Raw genomic sequence first — 21,159 nt, forward strand, 5'->3', positions numbered from 1 at the left:
TGGACTACTTGTCTACACGGCGGCTGAGGTGTCCGCCCGCTGCGCGCGCTTGAGGCCGTACAGCAGCAGGCCGATCGAGATCACGCCGACGACGGCGTACGTGACTCGGCCACCGATGCCGTCCCAGGTCGTGTGCAGCGCGACGGATAGCGCGTACATGCCGATGAAGCCGGCGAAATGCTTGCCGGTCGGCGCGGTCACGAACCGCCAGAGACCCCAGCAGGTCAGCCCGGTCCAGGCGGCGTGACCGGCCGGCGACAGCAGACCGCGGATGAACAGTGTCTCCTCGGCGGCCCCGACGTTCCCGTTCGACTGCAGCAGCGCCACGAACGCGTAGCCCATCGTCTCCAGCACGGCGAAGCCGGTGCCGACCGCGACCCCGATGACGATCCCGCTGCCGATCGACGTCCGGTACCGGTGCCCGAAGAAGATCGCCAGGACGGCCGGTACGACCAGTTTGGCCGCCTCCTCGATCAGCCCGACCCCGACCATCGGCAGCGTGCCGAGCCGGCGCATCGCGTCGTACTCGAGCAGGCCCGCGACCACCACGCCGACGACCCCGCCGAACAGCAGGCAGCCGCCGAGCGTCGGCCCGTCGATCAGCCACCGCCCGGACCGGCCGGCCGCGAACGTCACGAACGTCAGCGGTACGACGAGCGCCCCGAGCAGGATCATGGTCGGGAAGAGGTTCGGATTCCTGGTGTCGGTGAGGACCCCCAGGACCAAGAGGTAGAGCGCCGCCCCGACCAGAAACGTCCCGACCCACGCCCACCTACGTACCACCTGCTGTGCGGTCATGGGGCGATGGTGCCCGGTCTGGCGTTCTTGTGCCATGTCGCAGGAACGGCAGTGATGGACAGGGGAGATCGCTGTGACCGGATTGCAAACTCTCCGGAAAGAGGTGCGCCTGCCCCCAGCCTCTAAGGAGAACAATGTCCCCCCACCGGATCACCGCCGCCACCCTCGCGGCGATGCTGACCCTCGGCGCGGTCACGGCGACCCCGGCCGCCGCCGGTCCGCCACCGACACCGGCCGGGAACGCCGGCGCCACCGGCATCACGGTCACCCTGATCACCGGCGACGTCGTCACGGTGACCGACGCGGGCGCCGGGAAGAAGGCGGCCACCGTCCACCCGGCCGCCGGACGCGAGCGCGTCACCTTCCACACCATCGAGGCCGACGGCGGACTCCGGGTCCTGCCGAGTGACGCCGTACCGTACCTGTCCACCGGCGTCCTCGACGCCGACCTGTTCGACGTCGAGGAGCTCATCGCCGACGGGTACGGCGACGCCGCCGCCAAGCAGCTCCCGCTGATCGTCAAGTACAACCAGGGTCTGCGGACCTCGCAGGAACTGGCCGGTACGACGACCAAGCGGCAGCTGAGCTCGATCGGCGGCGAGGCCGTGGACGCGGCCAAGGACCAGTTGCCGCAGCTGTGGAAGTCGATGACGGCCACCCGGGCCCTGAGCGGTGGGATCAGCAAAGTCTGGCTCGACGGCAAGGTACGCGCGGTGCTGGACAAAAGCGTCCCGCAGATCGGTGCGCCCGCCGCGTGGCAGGCCGGCTACGAGGGCTCCGGCGTCGAGGTCGCCGTACTGGACACCGGTGTGGACGCGGAGCACCCGGACCTGGTGGGCAAGGTGAAGGAGGCCAGGGACTTCTCCGCGAGCGCGACCGGGCCGGAGGACCACTTCGGTCACGGTACGCACGTCGCCGCCACCATCGCCGGCACCGGAGCGGGCGCGGGCGGCACCCGGAAAGGCGTCGCCCCGAAGGCGGACCTGCTCGTCGGCAAGGTGCTCGCGGACGACGGATGGGGCTACGACTCCTGGATCATCGCCGGGATGGAGTGGGCCGCCGCCGAGGGCGCCAAGGTGGTCAACATGAGCCTCGGCGGTGAGGCGACCGACGGTACCGACCCGCTCAGCCAGGCCGTCAACGACATCACCGCCCGGACCGGCACGCTGTTCGTCGTCTCGGCCGGCAACGAGGGCCGGGACGAGTCCGTCGGTACGCCGGGCGCCGCGGCGTCCGCGCTGACCGTGGCAGCCGTGGACCGGACCGACGCGCTGGCGGACTTCTCCAGCCGTGGACCGCGCCTCGGCGACGCCGGCCTCAAGCCGGAGATCTCCGCGCCCGGCGTGGACATCGTCGCCGCCCGGGCGGCCGGCACCGTCATGGGCGCGCCTGTGGACCACCTCTACACGGCAGCCTCGGGTACGTCGATGGCCGCGCCACACGTGGCCGGAGCGGCGGCTCTGCTCGCGCAGCAGCACCCGGACTGGACGGCCGACCAGCTGAAGAACGCGCTGGTCAGCACCGCGAAGGCACCGCCGAACCAGTCCGTCTACGCGCACGGAGCCGGCCGGGTCGACCTGGCCCGGGCGACCTCGCAGCAGGTCTTCGCCACCGCCGTCGCGGACTTCGGCCTGCAGACGTCGACGGAAGCAAGCAACCGGACCATCAGCTACCGCAACATCGGCGCCACCCCGGTCACGCTCAGCCTGTCTGTTGCCGTGAACAACCTTGACGCCGGGAAGCCGGAGACCGACGCGTTCGGGGTCCCGGCCAGTGTCACGGTCCCGGCCAACGGCAGCGTCGACGTACCGGTGAACCTGGATGCGGCCAAGCTGGACCGCGGCCTGCACAGCGGCCGGATCGTTGCCACTGGCACCAATGGTGTCGTCACCCAGACCGCGGTCGGTGCGCTCCGGCAAGGTCAGAAGCACACGATCACCCTGCGTGGCGTCGGCCTGGACGGCCAGCCCACGGGCGTGCCGGTCGTCTCGCTGTTCGGTGACAACTCGCGCTCGGACGTGCTCGCCTGGATCCCGGACGGCGACAGCTTCACGGCCGAGGTCGAGGAGGGCACCTACCTGCTGCACGGGCTGGTCGAGAACAGCAACCCGCAGGACGAGCAGGTCAGCCTGTTCACCGACCCGAACATCGTCGTCAGCAAGGACATCGAGGTCGTCATCGACGCCCGTCAGGCGGTTCCGATCACGATCGAGACGCCGAAGCCGTCGGAGCAGCAGGCGATCCTGAGCTACTACGTGCACCGGGGGTACGGCAACGGCCGGTCCATCAGCCACGGGGTGATGCACTTCAGCACGGTCAAGCAGGTCAACGTGACGCCGACCAAGCCGGTCCGGGACGGCACCTTCGAGTTCTCGTCCCGCTGGCAACTGGTCGCGCCGATGGTCCAGGCCACGGTCCAAGGTGTCACCGGGCCGCTGGACATCAACCTGCTCCACCAGTCGCCGTCGTACGAAGGCAAGAAGCGGTTCCCACTCGTGTACGCCGACTCCTCGCTGCAGGGCGTGTCGGGCGCGCTGGCCGTGCTCGACTCGAGTGAGGACGGCTGGGGGAACGGCAGTGAGCAGGACCAGATCGCCGCGGCCGCTCAGGCGGGCGCCGCAGCCGTCATCCTGGTCCGGCCGGCGGACTGGTCGGCGTGGACGGTCTGGCGGCCGACCGGTGACCGGGAGCCGATCCCGGCGATGGTCACCACGGCAGCGGACGGTCAGAAGCTGATCGACCGGGCTCGTCGGGGCCGCGCCACGATCGACCTGACGCTGACCACCTCGAGCCCGTACCTGTACGACGTACAGCAGGTCTCGACCGGGTACATCCCGGCGAAGATCCACTACAAGGTGACCCCGGCGAACAGCGCGCGGATCACCACCAAGTACGCCGACAACGGTGGCTTCAACTGGGCCAAGGAGCAGCGGTTCGGGTGGCGGCCGTGGCAGGAGTACTCCTGGAACGACACCCAGCGGTTCGTCGAGACGCCGAAGGTGCGCGAGGAGTGGGTGACCTCGGGTGACTCACTCTGGCAGCACCGGGTGCACCACCTCTACACCTGGGACACCATGGGTGCGCTCCGTGGCGGGATGACCTCGGTGCCGCGGAGCTACACCATCGGTCCGTCGAACGAGACCTGGTTCGGTCCGGTGGTCCGCCCGGCCGCCGCACCCGGGGTGCTGTCGACCCGCACGGGTGACCGGTTGTCGCTGCGGATCCCGTCGTTCGTGGACGCTGCCGGCCACTACACGGTCGGCGAGACGACGTCGTCCTCGGCGGTGCTGTCGCGCAACGGTGAGGTTGTCGCCGAGCTGCCGGACGCGTGGGAGGACGTGATCACGTCCAGCGGCGACGCGTCGTACAAGCTGGATCTCTCGACTGAGCGGATCGACTCCCAAGGCGAGTGGAACTGGGGTACGCGGACGCAGACCTCGTGGGAGTTCCGGTCGAAGCAGGCACCGACCGACAAGGCGACTCCGCTGTCACTGCTGCAGGTGGGCTACACGGTGCCGACGGACCTGACTGGCCGTGTCGGCGCTCGTACCCACGTGGTCGGCTTCAACGTCCAGCAGCAGGTCGGTGCAGCGCGGTCGACCACGCTGCAGGCCTGGGCGTCGTACGACGAGGGCAAGAGCTGGAAGAAGCTCGCCGTCGTCGGTGCCCTCGGCCGCTACCTGGCCGTGGTCCCGACCGCGCACGACACCGTCTCGCTGAAGGTCCGCGCCACCGACAACACCGGCGCCGCGGTCACGCAGACCGTGATTCGCGCGTACGGCGTGAAGTAGTGGGCCCTGAGCTGGGGCGGCCGGTGTGCATAGGCCGCCTCAGCTCAGATCCAGCCGCGTTTGGCCGCTTGGAAGGCCAGACCGGTCCGGGTGTCGACACCGGCCAGGGTCATCATCCGGTCCAGCCGGCGCTGGACGGTACGGCGGCTGATACCGAGCTGGGACGCGATCGACTTGTCGGGTACGCCGGCCACCAGCAAGGACAAGAGGAAGCGTTCGGAGTCGTCCAGACCCTCCGCGTGGTCGCTGCCATTGGACTGGAGCTTCACCGGGGTCGCCTGCTCCCAGTGGCTCTCGAAGAGGGCCAGCAGCGCGTCCAGCAACTGACCACGGCCGATCACCGCGGCCGTCGGCTCTCCGATGCCCAACTCGTCGTCGCGGACGAGTGGGCAGACAGCGGTCGCTCTGTCCACGATCGCCAACCGGACCGGGAGTGTCGGGAGCGTGCGAGCCTCCTCGCCCCAGCTGATGCCTTCCGCGATCGTGTCGAGCTCGCCGGGCGTCTCCAGCAGGGCGCGCTCGTAGATCGCGCGATACCGGACGCCGCGGCTGAGAGCGCCGTACTCCTCGGTGTTCTCCGCGCCCGGCATGGCCAACGGGTTGGCGCGGCAGAACCACAGGATCTCCTCGCGGGCCGACTCCTGCAGGTCGCGGAGGCGCTCGCGGAGCGCGTTGGCCCCGACGATCACCTCGACCAGGTGATGTGCGTCCCGGCGGCTCGCACTGGCGCGGAACTCCTCGCTCAACGCCGCCACGGTCTTGCGGGCCGCCTCCAACGACTCCTGCCGGCGCAGAAGCGTCGTACCGAGTGCCACGTCCGGTGGCAGCGCACGGAACACCTGACCGTCGGCCTGGTGCACCGCGACGAGTCCCTTCGCCTGCAGCCGCTGCAGCACCTCGTCCGCCTCGTGCTGCGTCAACTCGGCGACCTCGGCAAGCTCCGAAGACCGCGCCGCCGACAGCCCGACCAGCAACCGATACGCCTGCTCCTCGCGCCCATCCAGCAACGAGCCCTCGTCCATCCGCCTCCCCCTCCCAACCTCGGAACCTCAACCTAACCAAGCATTCCAACGCTGTAGCGGGCGGGTTCGCGAATATCAGCTCACCCGGGCCCTCTTCTTGGCGTTGAGGTAGGTGAGGCCGCCGTAGGTGTACATGGATAGGCCTAGGGCTGCCATGGCGGTGATGACTGGCCAGTGCCAGGGGGAGTCCAGGACCGATCCGCCGGATCATCCGAGCGTTGGAGAACGGCTTCAGCTCGCCGTCGCGGCGTAGACGAGATCGCCGTCACGAGAGAAGTCGACGCGGACGCCGTTGAGGAACACCTCGGTCGCGTTCGCTGCGGCGATGCCGATCGCCTTCGTCGGATCGGTCGAGGCGGTCAGGGCACGCCCGTCGATCCGCACCGTCGAACCGGCATAGGTGACCGCGACGTCGTTCACCGCGACCGGCGAGGTGAGCAGAACCTTGCCGCCCCGCCGGACCGTCGAGCCGTCGTACATGACGAACGACTGGACGGCTCCGCTCGGGGCATCCTGGACGTACAGGATCTTCCCGTTGAAGCTGTACGACCCGAACGAGCGGGTGGCCTTCGATGCCCACGACTTGTAATAGGTGCCACGGCCGCCGTCGCCGAACCGGATGTCCAGTGCCGTCGCCAGATCCGGGGTCAGGGTCCCCACCGGCAACCGGTTGATCCGAACGGCGCTGTCGGCGGCCGCAGGCGACGGCAACAGCAGCGTGTCGAACGTGGTCTTTCCCGCGGCCTGCTTGACGTACGAGGCGTACTTCGCGTCACTGACGTGATAGAACGCCGGCGAGTAGTACCCCTTCGGGACCGAGGCGGTGAGCTTCTCCGGGTCCGCCGGGACGACCGTCAGGTTCGCGCCGGAGGCGAACTTGGTGACTGTCGCCTTGGACGTGGCGGTCTGCGCGGGATTCGCGTCCGGCAGGAAATGCCAGTTCTGCTCGTAGCGGTGCGAAGCGGTGTCGCGCGGCCTGAGCTGATCGGACACCAGCGACACACCCGAGCGCAGCGTGAGCACAGACCTCGCGTGCCAGGCCCTGGCAGACGCGTCGGTGTTTCCGCTGATCAGATCGAACGCCGGGTTGCTGACGAAATGGGTGATCTCCCCGGTGGCCTTGGAGTTCTGCGGCAGGTTGTCGACCTCAACGGTGTTGTGGGCCTCCGTGCTCTTCCGCAACCAGTCCGATCGTGGGTCCGAGCTGTAGGAATACGTGCCCGGGTCGACCAGCAACTCGCGGCCGTGCTTGTAGGTGACGAGTGACAGCTCGTCGGGATGACTGTGGGGACCGCGATCGATGTTGTACCGCAGATAGGAGTCGGCCGCCGACCAGCCGGACCGGGAGACCGCCACCCGGGTGTCCGGATACCGCGCCGCGAGGTGCGCTGGCTGCGTTCCGGCCTTCCCCGACGTACCGACGTAGATCAACTCCTGGTCGCCGAGCAACTCGCCGAGACGGCGCAGGACCGAGCGCTGGTCATCGCTGCCACTGTCCCCGTAGTTCGCGGTGTAGCCGTTCGGGAGGGTCTGGTCCATCAGGAAGTGGCCGAGCTTGCGGAGCTTCTCGGTCGCGGTGAAGGGGATCCCGTGCTTCTTCATGAACGCGACGATGTCGACGTACTGCGAGACGTACCCTCGGGCGTAGCCGCTGGTCGCCTCCCGGTACCCGCCGTCGGCGTAGGTCGAGTCGTTCAGCTGACTCGCCAGGAAGTCGGCCGCGTTGCCCCGCCAGCCCGCGGCCGCGGTGAACTCCGGCAGGTAGACCGAGGCGCGGAGCAGTGCGAGCTTCTGGGTCTGCATCCAGTTCGGGCTGTCGTGGACGTTGCCCTGCAGGTGGAGGCCCGATCGGTACATCGTCTTCAGGATCTGGACGTTCTCCTCCGCGTCCAGCGAGGGACTCGTGCGCAGGATCTCGTACGCCGCCGTCCAGTTCTCCAGCCGCCGCGCGGTGTCCAGGCTGCGTGGATACGAGCCCGCGCCGTACTCGGTGCCGTACCCGTCGGCATCGGCGATGAAATCGGTCAGCGTGCCGATCAAAGCGTCGGCGTACTTGTCGTCGCCGGTCTTCTGGTACGCCCTGGCCAGCGGGCCGGCGAAGTAGAAGCGCGCCAACTGGTAGCGGTACTCCTTGTCTGCGCCGGCCGGGAGCAGCCAGTCGAAGCCGCCGGGGTCGCCCTGCCACGAGTACGTGTTCTGCACGGTGTTGTTCCAGGTACGGGTGCTCTCCACGAAGGCCTCGGAATTGCTGAACACCATGACGTCCTTGGCCGCGCCCGCACGCCCGGTCAGCGAGAGTGCCGCGCTGCGCACACCGGCAACACCGGACAGGTTGAACTGCAGGTAGGCCTTCCGGGTCTCAGCCGTGAACGGACCGGCGCCTTGGTCTCGTACCTGCAGGCTGTCCTTCCCGCCGTACGCCGTACCCGCGTCGGCACCGGCCTTGATGTACGTGTCGGCCGTGGGGTTGAGCGTCCGCACCGACCCGTCATCGAGCGTCAGTCGCAACGTCGGCTTGCCTGACGCCTTCTCGCGGCTGTTGATGGAGACCGTGACCGGCTCCTTGATCCGGGCCATCAGCAGGAAACCTGCGGTTCCGCCCGCGGCGGCGGTCGCGGCAGCAGTGACATCGGCGCTGACCGCCGACTCCTGTGCGCCGAAGCGCACCGTGGTCCGGTAGACCTCGCCGGAGCCCAACGTCCAGATGTGGTCGGGCGTCAACTCGAGGACGCCGGGCCAGTCATTGTGCGTGAACTTGCCGGCGTCATTGGCCGGACGGGCGCGGTAGTAGGCGAGGAGCTCGCGCTTGGCCGCGGCATAGTCCCCGGCACGTACGGCGGCCTCGACGCCGTTCAGGCCGGCGACACCGTCGTAGTCCAGGAGCCCGAAGAACTCCGCGTCGGACAGGTTCCCGGCGGTCGATGTGGTGGATCCATCTCGGGCACCCAGCGTCCCGGCGAGCACCATCAAAGCGGTCGCGGCAGCGACAACAGTCGCCCGCAAGCTGGTACGCACAGAACGATCTCCCCAGGCCGTCTCCATCAACGACCCTGAGCGTAGGTGTTCGGCCGACGCCGACGGACGGACCGGAAAGCGCCCAGAAATCGAACGGAAAGCAGCTCAGCGGGCGGTCCGGTCGCGGGAGCGGGGGTCGGTGACGGCTCGGGTGCGGTAGATGTCGCCCTTGAGGGCGGTGGCGCGCCAGGGGCGGGCGTGGGTGAGCGGGACCTTCAGGGCCGGGTCCTCGCGGTCGATGGTGGTGATGGCGAGCTCGGACTGGCCGGCGAGCTGGGACGCGTACGTGCCGTCGGGCGCGATCAGGCCGGACGGCATCAGGTCCACGGTCTGCGCGGGCAGTGACATCGCGACCCAGTAGCAGTTGATCGCGGCGTACGCGCGGGCCTTCACCTCGAAGATCTCGTCCACCGGGTACGCCGACAGCAGCAGGCACTCGACGCCGAGCCGCTCGTACTGGCTGAACAGGTGCGGGAAGTTGACCTCGACACAGATCGCACAGCCGAACCGGTAGCCGTCGATGTCGAACACCACCGGGTCGAAACCGGGCGAGTAGAAGTGGTTGATCTCGGTGTTCGACAAGAACCGCTTGTCGTACCGGTCGACGAGCTCGCCGGCGTCGGAGATCACGTACAGGCTGTTGTGCGGCCGGTGCGGCGGTGTCAGCGGATGCGCCGAACCGAGCACGACCCACAGCTTCAGCTCCGCGGCCAGCGCCATGATCCGCTCGAGCTCGTCCCGGACGACGTCCCAGTCGACCTGCGACCAGTCCGCGAGCTGCTCCTTGGCGTACCCGCTCAGCATTCCCTCGGGAAACTGCACCAGCCGAGCCCGGCCGGCAGCCGCCTTCCGCATCAACGACCGAACCGTTTTCCCGTTCTTCCGCGCGTCCGCACTGATCCCCGGCTGGGCAATGGCAATCCGAATCCCCGTCATCGCCCTACCGTCTCAGCCCGGACCGACATATCCCCCCAACGCCACGACCTCACCCCGCCCCACCCCTTGGCTCGCGGAGGGTTTCTGTGCCGGATTGGGTAAGTGGCCCCCGGATCACGCCGAAACCCGCCACGGTCGCGGCGCCTGGGTGATGCCGCACACATCCGGAAAGCAAAAAGTCCCGGTCACTGACCGGGACTTGCTGTGCGCGAGGGGGGAGTTGAACCCCCACGCCCTTTCGGGCACACGGACCTGAACCGTGCGCGTCTGCCTATTCCGCCACCCGCGCGCTTGGTTGAGTCTGACAGTGTCATTCTGCAACCGAGAAGGAACAGTAGCACGGGTCATGGCGAAGGTTCACATTGCGGGTTGGGTCGAACCTCCCGATACGATCGATCGTCGTACCCGGTGTGTCCACCACGACCGGTGGACCAGGCGTACGGCGTGCCTGCTGAGGGCGCCGGACGGCAAGCACGATCGTTGGCTACAACCGGCGACCGAACCGTGGAGGAGGAGGCGTGCGACCGCTGCAGCGCTTCGAGCGACGTCTGGAGGGCATTGTGAGCGGTGTCTTCGCGCGCGCGTTCAAGGGCGACGTCGAGCCGATCGAGCTGGCGGCGGCGCTCAAGCGTGAGATCGACAACACCGCGCGGATCCTGTCCCGGGACCGCCGGCTGGTGCCGAACCACTTCACCATCGAGCTCGGCCCCGGCGACTTCGAGCGACTGAACGCCTACGGCCAGACCCTGAACCACGAGCTGGCGAACGAGCTGCGCGACCACGCCGACATCCAGCGGTACACGTTCTCCGGCCCGATCGAGATCGTGCTGACTCAGCAGGACGACCTGCCGACGGGTAAGTTCCGTGTGGTCAGTGCCACGGTCGGGACCCCGCAACGGTCCCGTCCGCAGCCCCAGCCCTACCAGCAGGAGCCCTACGTGCCGCCGAACGACGGCCAGACGGTGATGCAGAGCGCCCCACCGCCCCAGCAACAGCCCCCGCGCCGCGGCCACCCGCAGGTGATGCTCGAGGTGAACGGCCGCCGCCGGCCGGTCAACCCGCCAGGTGTGGTGCTCGGCCGCGGTACCGACGCGGACATCCAGATCAACGACCCGGGCGTGTCCCGGCGGCACGCGGAGATCCGGCTGATGCCGGAGGGCCCGGGCGGTATTCGGGTGGTCCTGGTCGACCTGGGCTCCACGAATGGGACGCTGGTCAACGGCCGGCGGACCACCGAGGCCGAGCTGGTCGACGGCTCGACCGTACGAATCGGGAACACGACGATGACGCTGCGTCTGGCGGACGAGCCGATCGCCCAGCCGCCGAGCAGCGGGTGGTGACTGACCTTCCATGTCGGAACTGACCCTGACCCTGATCAAACTGGGGTTCCTGGCCCTGTTGTGGATGTTCGTCCTCGCGGTGCTGTCCGTGATCAGGTCCGACCTGTTCGGTGCGAAGGTGGACAGCCGGGCGGCGAGCGCCGTCGTACCGCAGAACACCCGGACACCGCGACCCGCCAAGCCGGTGAAGAAGCGCAAGGGCCTGCCCGGGTCGGTGACGATCGCGGACGGGCCGCAGGCCGGGGTCGGTGCGACCCTGGTGGAGGAGCCGGTGATCATCGGCCGCGGCGGGGACTGCCAGATCCGGCTGGACGACGACTACTCTTCCACCCGGCACGCCCGGCTGTTCCTGTCCGACGGCCAGTGGTGGGTCGAGGATCTTGGCTCCACCAACGGGACGTACCTGGACGGCCAGCGGGTGACCCGCCCGGTGCCGGCCGAGATCGGCGGCTCGATCCGGATCGGCCGGACGACGCTGAACATCGCGAAGTAGGCCTGCCTCGATGACCCTCTCGCTCGACTACGCCGCACTGTCCGACGTTGGACGGGTGCGCCGCAACAACGAGGACTCGGCGTACGCCGGTCCGCACCTGCTGCTGCTCGCGGACGGGATGGGCGGCGCCGCGGCCGGTGAGGTGGCCAGCGCGGCGGCGGTCCAGGTGATCCGGAAGCTGGACAAGCCGGGGATCAGCGGCGAGGACATGATCGAGGCGCTGGCCGGTGCGGTGCACCGGGCGAACGAGCGGCTGTCCGAGCTGGTCGAGGAGGACCCGGAGCGCGAGGGGATGGGCTCGACCGTCACCGCGCTGATGTTCGACGGCCAGCAGCTCGGGCTGGCCCACCTGGGCGACTCCCGCGCGTACCGGATGCGGGACGGGCTGCTCTACCAGCTGAGCCACGATCACACTTTTGTGCAGTCGCTGGTGGACGAGGGCCGGATCTCCCGGGAGGAAGCCTTCACCCACCCGCACCGCAACCTGATTCTGCGGGTGCTCGACGGCCGGCCGGACTCGGATCCGGACCTGGAGATCCTCGACGTCCGCGCCGGTGACCGGCTGCTGCTCTGCAGTGACGGCCTGCCCGACTACGTGAGCGACGAGGTGATCGCGGCCTCGATGGCCGACGGTACGCCGGACTCCGTGGTGGTGGAGCTGATCACGCACGCCCTGGAGGCCGGATCCAACGACAACGTGACATGTGTCGTCGCCGACGTCGTCGAGACCCAGCCGTCGAGCGGCACCACGCCCCAGCTCGTCGGCGCGGCCGCGGAGCTGGCTCAGGGTGGCACAGGTCGTGGCGAGCCGACGATCGCCGTACCCGGCGGTGGTAACGGCCATGGTGGCGGCGGTGCAGTCCTCGATCCGGAGGAGCTGCGCTACGCGCCGCGGCCGCCGAAGCGCTTTCCGTGGTTGCGGCGGATCGCTGTACTGGTCGTGATCCTCGGCCTGATCGGTGGCGGCGGCTGGCTCGGGTACACCTGGACGCAGAACCAGTACTACGTCGGCACCGACGGTGACTACGTGGCGATCTTCAAGGGTGTGGACGAGGACATCCCCGGCCTGACGCTGTCGAAGGTGTACGAGAAGCAGACCCTGCAGGTGGACAAGCTGCCGACGTACAGCCGCGAGCAGGTGGAGAGCAACATCCAGGCCGACGACCTGCCCGGGGCCCGGACGATCGTCAGCGAGCTGCAGCGAACCGCCGACGAGTGCGCCAAGGCACAGCCGACCCCGAGTCCCAAGCCGAGTACGCCGCCCGCGTCCAAGCCACCGGTGACCACGCCGCCGGCCACGACCAAGCCGCCGACGGTCACCCCGACGACAACCCCGACCACCGGGCCGGTCAACCCCGACGACTGTGACGGCGTCAGATGAGCGAACGTAGTGAGCTCATGATCGAGCACGGCGTATCTTGTGCCTCATCGGCGCCCGGAGCGCAGCGAGGACGCCGATGAGTATCGCGTCGACGTCCGTCATCCAGATCATCCCGCGCAGCCGGCGTGGGGTGGAGTTGCTGCTGCTCATCATCGCGGTCATCGTCTCGGTCGGCGCGTACGTGAACATCGGCCTCACCGTGCAGGACGAGATCCCGGCCAGCACCGGCTACTACGCCGCCGGTATCGGCCTGCTCGCCCTGATCGCGCACCTCGCGCTGCGCTACCGGGCGCCGTACGCCGACCCCGTGCTGCTGCCGTGCGCCGTCGTACTGAACGGGCTCGGCGTCGCGATGATCCACCGGGTCGACCTGGGCCTGACCGCGGCCGCGGAGGCGGCCGGACGGGAGCCGCGGGCGGCGGCCGCACCGCAGCAGATCACCTGGACCGCGGTCGGCATCGTCTTGTTCCTGGCCGTCATTCTGGTGGTCCGCGACCACCGCCGGCTGCAGGCGCTCACCTACACCGCCGGCCTGACCGGTCTGGTGCTGCTGATCCTGCCGCTGATCCCCGGTCTCGGCGTCGACATCAACGGCGCGCAGATCTGGATCCGGTTCTTCGGGATGTCGTTCCAGCCCGGTGAGTTCGCGAAGCTCTGCCTGGTGATCTTCTTCGCCGGCTACCTGGTGGTCAAACGCGACGTGCTGACGCTGGCCGGGCACCGCTTCCTCGGCCTCGACCTGCCCCGGGCCCGCGACCTCGGCCCGATCCTGATCGCCTGGGCGGTCAGCCTGGGCGTGCTGGTCTTCGAGAAGGACCTCGGCTCGTCGCTGTTGTTCTTCGGCCTGTTCCTGATCCTGCTGTACGTCTCCACCGAGCGGGCCGGCTGGCTGATCATCGGTGGCCTGCTGTTCGCCGGCGGCGCGTTCTTCGCGTCTCAGACCTTCGGCCACGTACAGAAGCGCGTCGACGACTGGCTGCATCCGTTCAACGAGGTCGGCGGCCAGGTCGCCACCGCACTGATGGGCCAGGCCTGGGGCGGGGTGCTCGGCCGCGGCTTGGGCCAGGGCCGCCCGGAGCTGCTCGGCTTCTACGGCCAGAGCGACTTCATCATCTCCTCGTTCGGCGAGGAGCTCGGTCTGACCGGGCTGATGGCGATCATCCTGATCTACACGCTCATCATCGAGCGCGGCCTGCGCACCGCGCTCGGCTGCCGGGACATCTTCGGCAAGCTGGTCGCGACCGGTCTGGCGATGTCGTTCGCGCTGCAGGTGTTCGTCATCGTCGGCGGTGTCACCGGCCTGATCCCGCTGACCGGTCTGGCCACCCCGTTCATGGCGCTGGGCGGTACGTCGCTGGTCGCGAACTGGGCGATCATCGCGCTGCTGCTGCGGATCAGCGACCAGGCCCGCCGGCCGCAGACGCCGGCCGCTCCAGTGTCCGACGAGACGATCGCGATGGCGGTGCAGAAGCAGTGAACTCAGCGATCCGGCGACTGGCTCTGGCGGCGATCATCCTGATGCTCGCGCTGATGGCGAACTCGACGTACCTGCAGGCCTTCCGGGCCGGCGAACTGAACGCGCGCAACGACAACCGCCGGGTGCGCGACTCGCAGTTCTCGGTCGACCGCGGCCCGATCCTGATCGGCAGTACGCCGATCGCGCAGAGCAAGCCGTCGAACGACCGGTTCCAGTTCCAGCGCACGTACGCCTCCGGACCGGTCTACGCACCGGTGACCGGCTACTACTCCTATCTGTACGGCCGGGCCGGGATCGAGCTGACGCAGAACTCCGAGCTGAACGGCAGCGACCCGTCGATGGCGTTCCGCCGGGTGATCGACGTGATCACCAACCGCCGCCAGCAGGGCGCCAGCGTGACGTTGACGCTGAACGCCGCGGCGCAGCAGGCGGCGTACGCCGGACTGGCCGGCAAGACCGGCGCGGTGGTGGCGCTCGAGCCCAAGACCGGCCGGGTGCTCGCTTTGGTGTCCCGGCCGTCGTACGACCCGAACAAGCTCGCCTCGCACGACCTGGACGACGTCGGCGCGGCGTGGAAGCAGCTGAACGAGGCATCCAGCAAGCCGATGTCGAACCGGGCGATCAAGGAGCTCTACCCGCCCGGCTCGACGTTCAAGCTGGTCACCGCCGCCGCGGCGCTGTCGAGTGGCAAGTACACGCCGGAGACCAAGGTGCACTCGCCGGCTGAGCTGCCGCTGCCCCAGACCACGGTCCCGCTGGTGAACGAGAACGGCCAGAACTGCGGCGGCAGCAACGACGCGACGCTGACGATCGCGCTGCGCTACTCCTGCAACACCGCGTTCGGCAGCATCGGCCTGGCGCTGAAGGCGGACGCGCTGGCCGAGCAGGCGGCCAAGTTCGGCTTCGGCGAGCGGCAGCTGCCCGAGCTCGGCGCGGTCGCCAGCCAGTTCCCGGGCGACCCGAACGAGCCGCAGACCGCGCAGTCCGCGATCGGCCAGTTCGACGTCCGGGCCACCCCGCTGCAGATGGCGATGGTGGCGGCCGGGATCGCGAACAAGGGCTCGGTGATGAAGCCGTACCTGGTGCAGAACGTGAAGACCGCGGACCTCAAGACCGTCTCCGAGACCAAGCCGGAGGAGCTGCACCAGGCGGTCACCCCGGAGGTCGCGGCACAGCTGACCCAGATGATGGTCGACGTGGTCGCGAACGGCACCGGCAGGCCGGGCCGGATCGACGGGGTCCAGGTGGCCGGCAAGACCGGTACGGCGCAGACGTCGCCGGACCGGCCGCCGTTCGCCTGGTTCACCGCGTTCGCGCCCGCCAACGACCCGAAGATCGCGGTGGCGGTGATGATCGAGGACGCGAACATCCCACGCAACGACATCGCCGGTGGCACCCTGGCGGCACCGATCGCCAAACGGGTGATGGAGGCGGTGCTGGGCCAATGAGCGCGATACGGAATGATGCTGTGACAGTGCGTCTTTCCAACGGGGATCCACGTGTGGCGGCCGCTACCGTGGGCAAGTTGAGTGTGTTTCCGGACAGGTTGGAAGGCTGAGTCATGACATCGCAGGCACGTCTCGTCGGCGGCCGATACGAAGAAGGCGAACCGCTCGGCCGCGGCGGCATGGCCGATGTCCGCAGGGGCGTCGACAACCGGCTCGGCCGGGCCGTCGCGATCAAGCGGCTGCGGGTCGACCTGGCCAGTGACGCCACCTTCCAGGCCCGATTCCGCCGGGAGGCCCAGTCGGCCGCCTCGCTGAACCACCCGACCATCGTGTCGGTCTACGACACCGGCGAGGAGCCGGACCCGAACGGATCCGGCGTCACCATTCCGTACATCGTGATGGAGTTGGTGACCGGCAAGACGCTGCGGGACCTGATCCGTGAGGGCCGCAAGATCATGCCCGAGCGGGCACTGGAGATCACCTCCGGCGTGCTCGAGGCGCTCGACTACAGCCACCGGGCCGGCATCGTCCACCGCGACATCAAGCCCGGGAACGTGATGCTGACCCCGCAGGGCCAGGTCAAGGTGATGGACTTCGGCATCGCCCGGGCGGTCGCCGACACCTCGTCGACGATGACCCAGACGGCGGCCGTCATCGGTACGGCGCAGTACCTGTCTCCCGAGCAGGCCCGCGGTGAGACCGTCGACGCCCGCTCCGACCTGTACTCGACCGGCTGCCTGCTGTACGAGCTGCTCACCGGGCGGCCGCCGTTCGTCGGTGAGTCGCCGGTGTCGGTGGCCTACCAGCACGTCCGGGAGCAGGCGCTGCCGCCGTCGTCGTTCGACCCCGACATCCCGCCGGAGGTCGACGCGGTCGTCCTCAAGGCGCTGGCCAAGAGCCGCGAGGAGCGGTACCAGAGCGCCGCCGAGATGCGGCAGGACATCCACCGGGTGCTGGCCGGTCAGCAGGTGACCGCGCCGATGGCCGCGGTCGCCGAGACCCGCGCGATTCCGGCGGCCTATGCCCCGACCGCGGCGACTCAGGCGTACGAGCAGCCGGCGGGTGACGACCTGCTGCCGCCGGACGATGGCATCGACGAGGCCCAGGCGGCTCGCGCCCGGCGCAACCGTGGCCTCGCCTACTTCCTGCTCGGCCTGGCCATCGTCGCGATCGCGGTCGGCGCCTACGCCCTGTTCACGAACATGAACAAGGACAACCCCGGCGGCGGTACGGCGAATCCGCCGACCAAGGTCCAGGTGCCGGACGTGAGCGGAAAGTCGGCGGCCGAGGCGACCGCCTTGCTGACCGAGCAGGGCCTGAAGTTCGCCCAGGGCCCGTCCCAGCCGAGTGACACGGTCGGCAAGGGACTGGCGATCTCGCAGACCCCGCAGCCGGGCACCGAGGCCGAGAAGGACTCAACCGTCACCGTGGTGTTCTCGGCCGGCCGCAGCGCATTCCCGGTGCCGGATGTGATCGGCAAGTCCGAGTCCTCGGCCCGGAAGGCTCTCGAGGGCACCGCGGCGAACTTCAAAGTCAAGGAACAGACGGAGAAGAAGGACAGCGGCGAGAAGGAGGGCACGGTGCTGGGGGTCAGCCCGGACCCGAGCGGTCAGTACCCGGCCGGCACCGAGTTCACCCTGACCGTGTCCACCGGCAAGGAGATGGTCGAGGTTCCGAACGTCGTCACGATGCCGTTCGACGAGGCGACCAAGGCGCTGAAGGAGCTCGGCTTCAAGGTCGGTTACGCGCAGGGGGAGGACCCGAACGCGGTCGACCAGACCGTGCTGCAGCAGAGCGCGAAGGCGGGCACGAAGGCCGCAAAGGGCAGCCTGATCACGCTCACGATCAACAACCTGCCTGAGGAGCCGTCCACCACTCCCTCGCAGACTCCGTCGGAGACCCCGTCGGAGACCCCGGGAACGCCAGGGATCACCATCGGCGGCTGACCCTGAAGAAACCCCCTCGCGGATCAATCGGCGAGGGGGTTTCTTGTTGTCTCAGCTGACGAGGGGAGCCATGCCCGCCGAGCGGGCGACCGCGTCCGGGTCGCCGCACATCGCCAGCCAGTTGGCGAGCATCCGATGGCCGCCCTCGGTGAGCACGGACTCCGGGTGGAACTGAACGCCCTCGACCGGCAGGTCGCGGTGCCGGGCCGCCATGATCACGCCGGCCTCGGTCCGGGCCGTCACCTGCAGCTCGGCGGGCACGGTGTCCTGGGCGATCGCGAGCGAGTGGTACCGCGTCGCGGTGAACGGTGACGGCAGCCCGGCGAGCACACCGGAGCCCTCGTGGAACACCTGGCTCGTCTTGCCGTGCAGCAGCTCGTCGGCCCGGCCGACCACCCCGCCGTACGCGACCCCGATGGCTTGCAGGCCCAGGCAGACGCCGAAGATCGGGACCTGTCCGCCCTTCTCCTTGACGATGTCCACGCACGCCCCCGCCTCTTCCGGCGTACCGGGGCCGGGCGAGAGCAGGACACCGTCGTACGACGTGACGTCGTCAGGGGTGACCTCGTCGTTGCGGAGCACGGTGGTCTCGGCCTGCAGTTGCTGCAGGTACTGCACCAGGTTGTAGACGAAGGAGTCGTAGTTGTCGACGACGAGGATCCGCGGCATGCGATCCATTGTGACAGCTAGCGACCGCTGGCGGTGGGGCTGGCCGAAGGGGTGCGCTCGAAGCCGGGGACGGTGGCGCTCTGCAGGTCGAGGGTGCCCTCGTACGCCGGCATCGCGATCGACGACTCGTTCTTCACCTCGTAGCCGAGCTGGAACTTCACCACGTAGTCCTGCAGGTTGTCGATGTACTGCGAGTCGTCCAGAGCCTTCTGCAGCTTCCGCCGGTCCCCGATCGCGGTGATCTTGTACGGCGGCAGGTACGGCACACCGTGCAGGACGACAGAGTTGCCGACGCACTTGATGCCGGTGGTCGAGATGACCCGGTGGTTCTGGATCGAGATCGCGTCCGCGCCGCCGGCCCAGAGCGCGTTCACCACGGCCTGGATGTCCTGCTGGTGGATCACCAGCCAGTCGGCGTCGACGTCCGGGTTCTCCTTGACCACCTCGGACGGCGCGTCCTTCAGCGTGACGGTCAGTCCGGGACCGGTGACAGGCGTCGTACCGACCTGGTTGGAGAGCTCCTTGAGTTGGTCGGCCAGCTTCGGATCGATCGAACCCTGCTGCGCCTGCAGCTTCTCGATGTCCTGCGTCAGCGCCGCGTGCTGGCGCACCAGGCTTGCGCTGCGGCGGCTCTGTTCCTCCACCAGCCCGGCGAGCGTAGTGTTGCGACTAGGGCGCAGGTCGGTGCCCCTGGCGTTGGTGGCGCTGGTCGCGAACAGCAGGCCGGCGCACAGCAGCGCCAGCGGCGCGGCCGCGCGCCACAGCGAAATTCGCCTCAACCTACGCACCCGTGATCTCCATGTTGCTCTCTGCACTACGCTAACCCGCACCGGACCCGACGAAGGTCCGGGTCTGAGACCTTCAGCGCTCAGCTTATGCGTCCTTACAAGGAGTTCAGTCGTGCCCGAGTCGAGCAGTCGCAACAAGAAGAAGACCGACAAGGTCAAGGTGGAGAAGACGCCGAAGAAGCCGCGCACCACCAGTCGCGTCTGGGTTGCTCCGCTGATGCTGGCCTGCTGGCTGCTCGGACTCGCCTGGCTGGTCGTCTTCTACGTGGCCGGCCAGGACATCCCGGTGATGAGCGACCTCGGCAACTGGAACCTGCTGATCGGTATGGGCCTGATCGCCGTCGGCTTCGTCGTCTCCACCCAGTGGATCTGAGCTGCCGCGGGGAATCACAGGGGTGAAGTTATCCACACCCGTATCCCCAGCTGTGCACAGCTTTTCGGCGTCTTGTCCCCAGGTTCTCCCCGACTTCTCCACGAATCCCGGCGCGAACTCCGCAAATTCTGTGGATAACCCAGGTTTGCGGGCCTCGGTTTCCACACCGTTCACGTAGCCACAGCCAGCCGTCCACCACCCCGCATTCTCACGCCGGCCGCGGCCGCCCGCTCTCCACAGATCACCCCGGACCGCTGAGCGTCGGAGCCGTCGACGGGGCCGGGCGACGGGCGTAACGTCGAACTGCCGACCAGCGGCCTGGAGAGACGGGGAGGTCTCACGATGTTCGTTCAGGTCATTCAGGGACAGGTGACAGACGCCGAGCAGGCGCACGCGGCGCTCGACCGGTGGATGGAGGAACTGGCGCCCGACGCGACCGGCTGGCTGGGGACCACGGCGGGCGTCACCGAGGACGGACGATTCGTCGCGCTGGCCCGGTTCGAGTCCGCCGACGCGGCCCGCCGGAACAGCGAGTCACCGGCGCAGGACAAATGGTGGCACGAGTTCACGTCGGTGCTGACCGGCGACGCCACCTTCCACGACAGCGAGGACGTCGTCCTCGACGTCCAGGGTGAGCCCGACTCGGCCGGCTTCGTCCAGGTCATGCAGGGGCAGGGCAGCAACCCGGAGCGGGCCCGCGAGCTGATGCAGCGGGACTCCGACAAGTGGGCCGAGTTCCGGCCCGACGTCATCGGAAGCGTCACCGCCCTGCACGACGACGGCGACTACACGATGGCGATCTACTTCACCAGCGAGGCCCAAGCCCGCGAGGGGGAGAAGAAGGAGCCACCGCCGGAGTTGCAGGCGCAGATGGAGGAGCTGAACTCGCTGGCCAGCGGCGAGCCGACGTACTTCGACCTCAAGCAACCTTGGCTGTACTCGCCCCGCTGAGATCTACGTAGAGATATATGTAGACATCTACGTACCTCCTACGTATAGTTCTACGTAGGAGGAGAGAACACATGCCCAACAAGACAATCTACGTGTCGGACGACGACCTGCCGCTCTACAAGCGGGCGCAGGAACTCGCCGGAAATCTGTCCTCGGCGATCTCTCTCGCGCTGCGCAAGTACGTCGAGCTGGAGGAAGGCCGACTCGAGGGGTACGACGAGATCACCGTGCGGGTGGGCCGCGGGGCGGGCCGCAAGCAGCGGTTCTCCGGCGTCCTGCTCGCCGAAGGCGGCCGGTCCAGCAAGTCGGGGTATGAGGCCTTCAAGGTCTACCGCAGCCGGACCGGCAAGTTCGTCCTGCACGCCGACCGCCGCCACCAGTTCACCCAGGGCGCCGACGACGAGCAGTACCTGTCGGGCTGGCGGTCCTGGATCGGCAACTGGAGCACCGACCAGTCCTGGAGCATGGCGCAGGGCGAGGCCACGCTGCACGTGGTCGACACGGTCCAGGAGCTTCGTGAACTGATCCCCGCGGACCTCTACGAACTGGTCGAGGAAGCCGCCAACCAGCCCGCGGTGGAGGACCTCGACATCTGATCCTCTGACCGAACAGCTCTGATCCACCGACCGCGCCTGGCGGCTCGGCTGGATCAGTGCGCCCAAAATCTCTCCTCCGCACACCTTTAGGCCACCTGGGCGGGTTCACCCTGCCCAAAATCACCCAAGGAACTC

16 protein-coding genes and 1 tRNA gene are annotated in these 21,159 nt (G+C 68.5%); 10 read left to right on the forward strand and 7 right to left on the reverse strand.

Features of this window, described 5'->3' with window-relative positions; translation table 11 throughout:
• Positions 1-12 precede the first annotated feature (12 nt).
• Positions 13-798: a PrsW family intramembrane metalloprotease gene (locus tag AB0F43_RS19005; protein WP_360477945.1), complete on the reverse strand. Its 786-nt coding sequence runs from the start codon at positions 796-798 to the stop codon at positions 13-15.
• A gap of 134 nt (positions 799-932) precedes the next feature.
• On the opposite strand from AB0F43_RS19005, the gene AB0F43_RS19010 reads away from it, so the two are divergent.
• Positions 933-4,589, forward strand: coding sequence for a S8 family serine peptidase (locus AB0F43_RS19010; RefSeq protein WP_360477948.1), 3,657 nt, complete (start codon positions 933-935; stop codon positions 4,587-4,589).
• Between the two features lie 44 nt (positions 4,590-4,633).
• On the opposite strand, the gene AB0F43_RS19015 is transcribed toward AB0F43_RS19010, so the two are convergent.
• The 4 genes from AB0F43_RS19015 to AB0F43_RS19030 all read right to left on the reverse strand — a co-directional run bounded on the left by AB0F43_RS19015 (position 4,634) and on the right by AB0F43_RS19030 (position 9,851).
• A complete protein-coding gene (locus AB0F43_RS19015; protein WP_360477951.1) occupies positions 4,634-5,611 on the reverse strand; it encodes a helix-turn-helix domain-containing protein in 978 nt (325 codons plus the stop codon).
• 231 nt (positions 5,612-5,842) lie between these two features.
• Positions 5,843-8,626, reverse strand: a complete 2,784-nt coding sequence (locus AB0F43_RS19020) for a heparinase II/III family protein (protein WP_360477953.1) — start codon at positions 8,624-8,626, stop codon at positions 5,843-5,845.
• Between the two features lie 105 nt (positions 8,627-8,731).
• Entirely contained in the window at positions 8,732-9,562 is an 831-nt protein-coding gene (locus tag AB0F43_RS19025) for a carbon-nitrogen hydrolase family protein (RefSeq protein WP_360477956.1), read from the reverse strand.
• A gap of 205 nt (positions 9,563-9,767) precedes the next feature.
• Positions 9,768-9,851: transfer RNA gene (locus AB0F43_RS19030), tRNA-Leu, on the reverse strand.
• A gap of 229 nt (positions 9,852-10,080) precedes the next feature.
• Between AB0F43_RS19030 and AB0F43_RS19035 the strand changes: the two genes are divergently transcribed.
• The 6 genes from AB0F43_RS19035 (at position 10,081) to pknB (ending at position 17,647) form a co-directional block, all read left to right on the forward strand.
• Positions 10,081-10,902, forward strand: a complete 822-nt coding sequence (locus tag AB0F43_RS19035; RefSeq protein WP_360477959.1) for a DUF3662 and FHA domain-containing protein — start codon at positions 10,081-10,083, stop codon at positions 10,900-10,902.
• A 10-nt stretch (positions 10,903-10,912) separates the two neighbouring features.
• The gene (locus AB0F43_RS19040; protein WP_360477962.1) at positions 10,913-11,395 is read left to right on the forward strand and encodes an FHA domain-containing protein; all 483 of its coding nucleotides are present in this window, start codon (positions 10,913-10,915) and stop codon (positions 11,393-11,395) included.
• A 10-nt stretch (positions 11,396-11,405) separates the two neighbouring features.
• Positions 11,406-12,776, forward strand: coding sequence for a protein phosphatase 2C domain-containing protein (locus tag AB0F43_RS19045; RefSeq protein ID WP_360477965.1), 1,371 nt, complete (start codon positions 11,406-11,408; stop codon positions 12,774-12,776).
• A gap of 76 nt (positions 12,777-12,852) precedes the next feature.
• Positions 12,853-14,253, forward strand: coding sequence for an FtsW/RodA/SpoVE family cell cycle protein (locus AB0F43_RS19050; RefSeq protein ID WP_360477968.1), 1,401 nt, complete (start codon positions 12,853-12,855; stop codon positions 14,251-14,253).
• Complete coding sequence (locus AB0F43_RS19055; protein ID WP_360477971.1) at positions 14,250-15,701, forward strand: penicillin-binding transpeptidase domain-containing protein; 1,452 nt, start codon at positions 14,250-14,252, stop codon at positions 15,699-15,701. Before AB0F43_RS19050 ends, AB0F43_RS19055 begins: the two co-directional genes overlap by 4 nt.
• A 113-nt stretch (positions 15,702-15,814) precedes the next feature.
• Positions 15,815-17,647 (forward strand): Stk1 family PASTA domain-containing Ser/Thr kinase, encoded by a 1,833-nt coding sequence (gene pknB / locus AB0F43_RS19060; protein WP_360477974.1) that lies wholly within the window; start codon positions 15,815-15,817, stop codon positions 17,645-17,647.
• Between the two features lie 51 nt (positions 17,648-17,698).
• On the opposite strand, the gene AB0F43_RS19065 is transcribed toward pknB, so the two are convergent.
• Positions 17,699-18,316, reverse strand: coding sequence for an aminodeoxychorismate/anthranilate synthase component II (locus AB0F43_RS19065; protein ID WP_360477977.1), 618 nt, complete (start codon positions 18,314-18,316; stop codon positions 17,699-17,701).
• A gap of 17 nt (positions 18,317-18,333) precedes the next feature.
• Positions 18,334-19,104, reverse strand: a complete 771-nt coding sequence (locus AB0F43_RS19070) for a DUF881 domain-containing protein (RefSeq protein WP_360477980.1) — start codon at positions 19,102-19,104, stop codon at positions 18,334-18,336.
• 112 nt (positions 19,105-19,216) lie between these two features.
• Between AB0F43_RS19070 and AB0F43_RS19075 the strand changes: the two genes are divergently transcribed.
• The 3 genes from AB0F43_RS19075 (at position 19,217) to AB0F43_RS19085 (ending at position 21,024) form a co-directional block, all read left to right on the forward strand.
• Complete coding sequence (locus tag AB0F43_RS19075; protein WP_360477982.1) at positions 19,217-19,477, forward strand: cell division protein CrgA; 261 nt, start codon at positions 19,217-19,219, stop codon at positions 19,475-19,477.
• 342 nt (positions 19,478-19,819) lie between these two features.
• Positions 19,820-20,428, forward strand: a complete 609-nt coding sequence (locus AB0F43_RS19080) for a hypothetical protein (RefSeq protein WP_360477985.1) — start codon at positions 19,820-19,822, stop codon at positions 20,426-20,428.
• Positions 20,429-20,499: 71 nt separating this feature from the next.
• On the forward strand, positions 20,500-21,024 hold the full coding sequence (locus tag AB0F43_RS19085; RefSeq protein WP_360477988.1) for an EXLDI protein: 525 nt from the start codon (positions 20,500-20,502) through the stop codon (positions 21,022-21,024).
• Positions 21,025-21,159 lie beyond the last annotated feature (135 nt).

The sequence above is a fragment of the Kribbella sp. NPDC023972 genome (genome assembly GCF_040639075.1).
In the GTDB taxonomy this organism is placed as follows: Bacteria; Actinomycetota; Actinomycetes; order Propionibacteriales; family Kribbellaceae; genus Kribbella.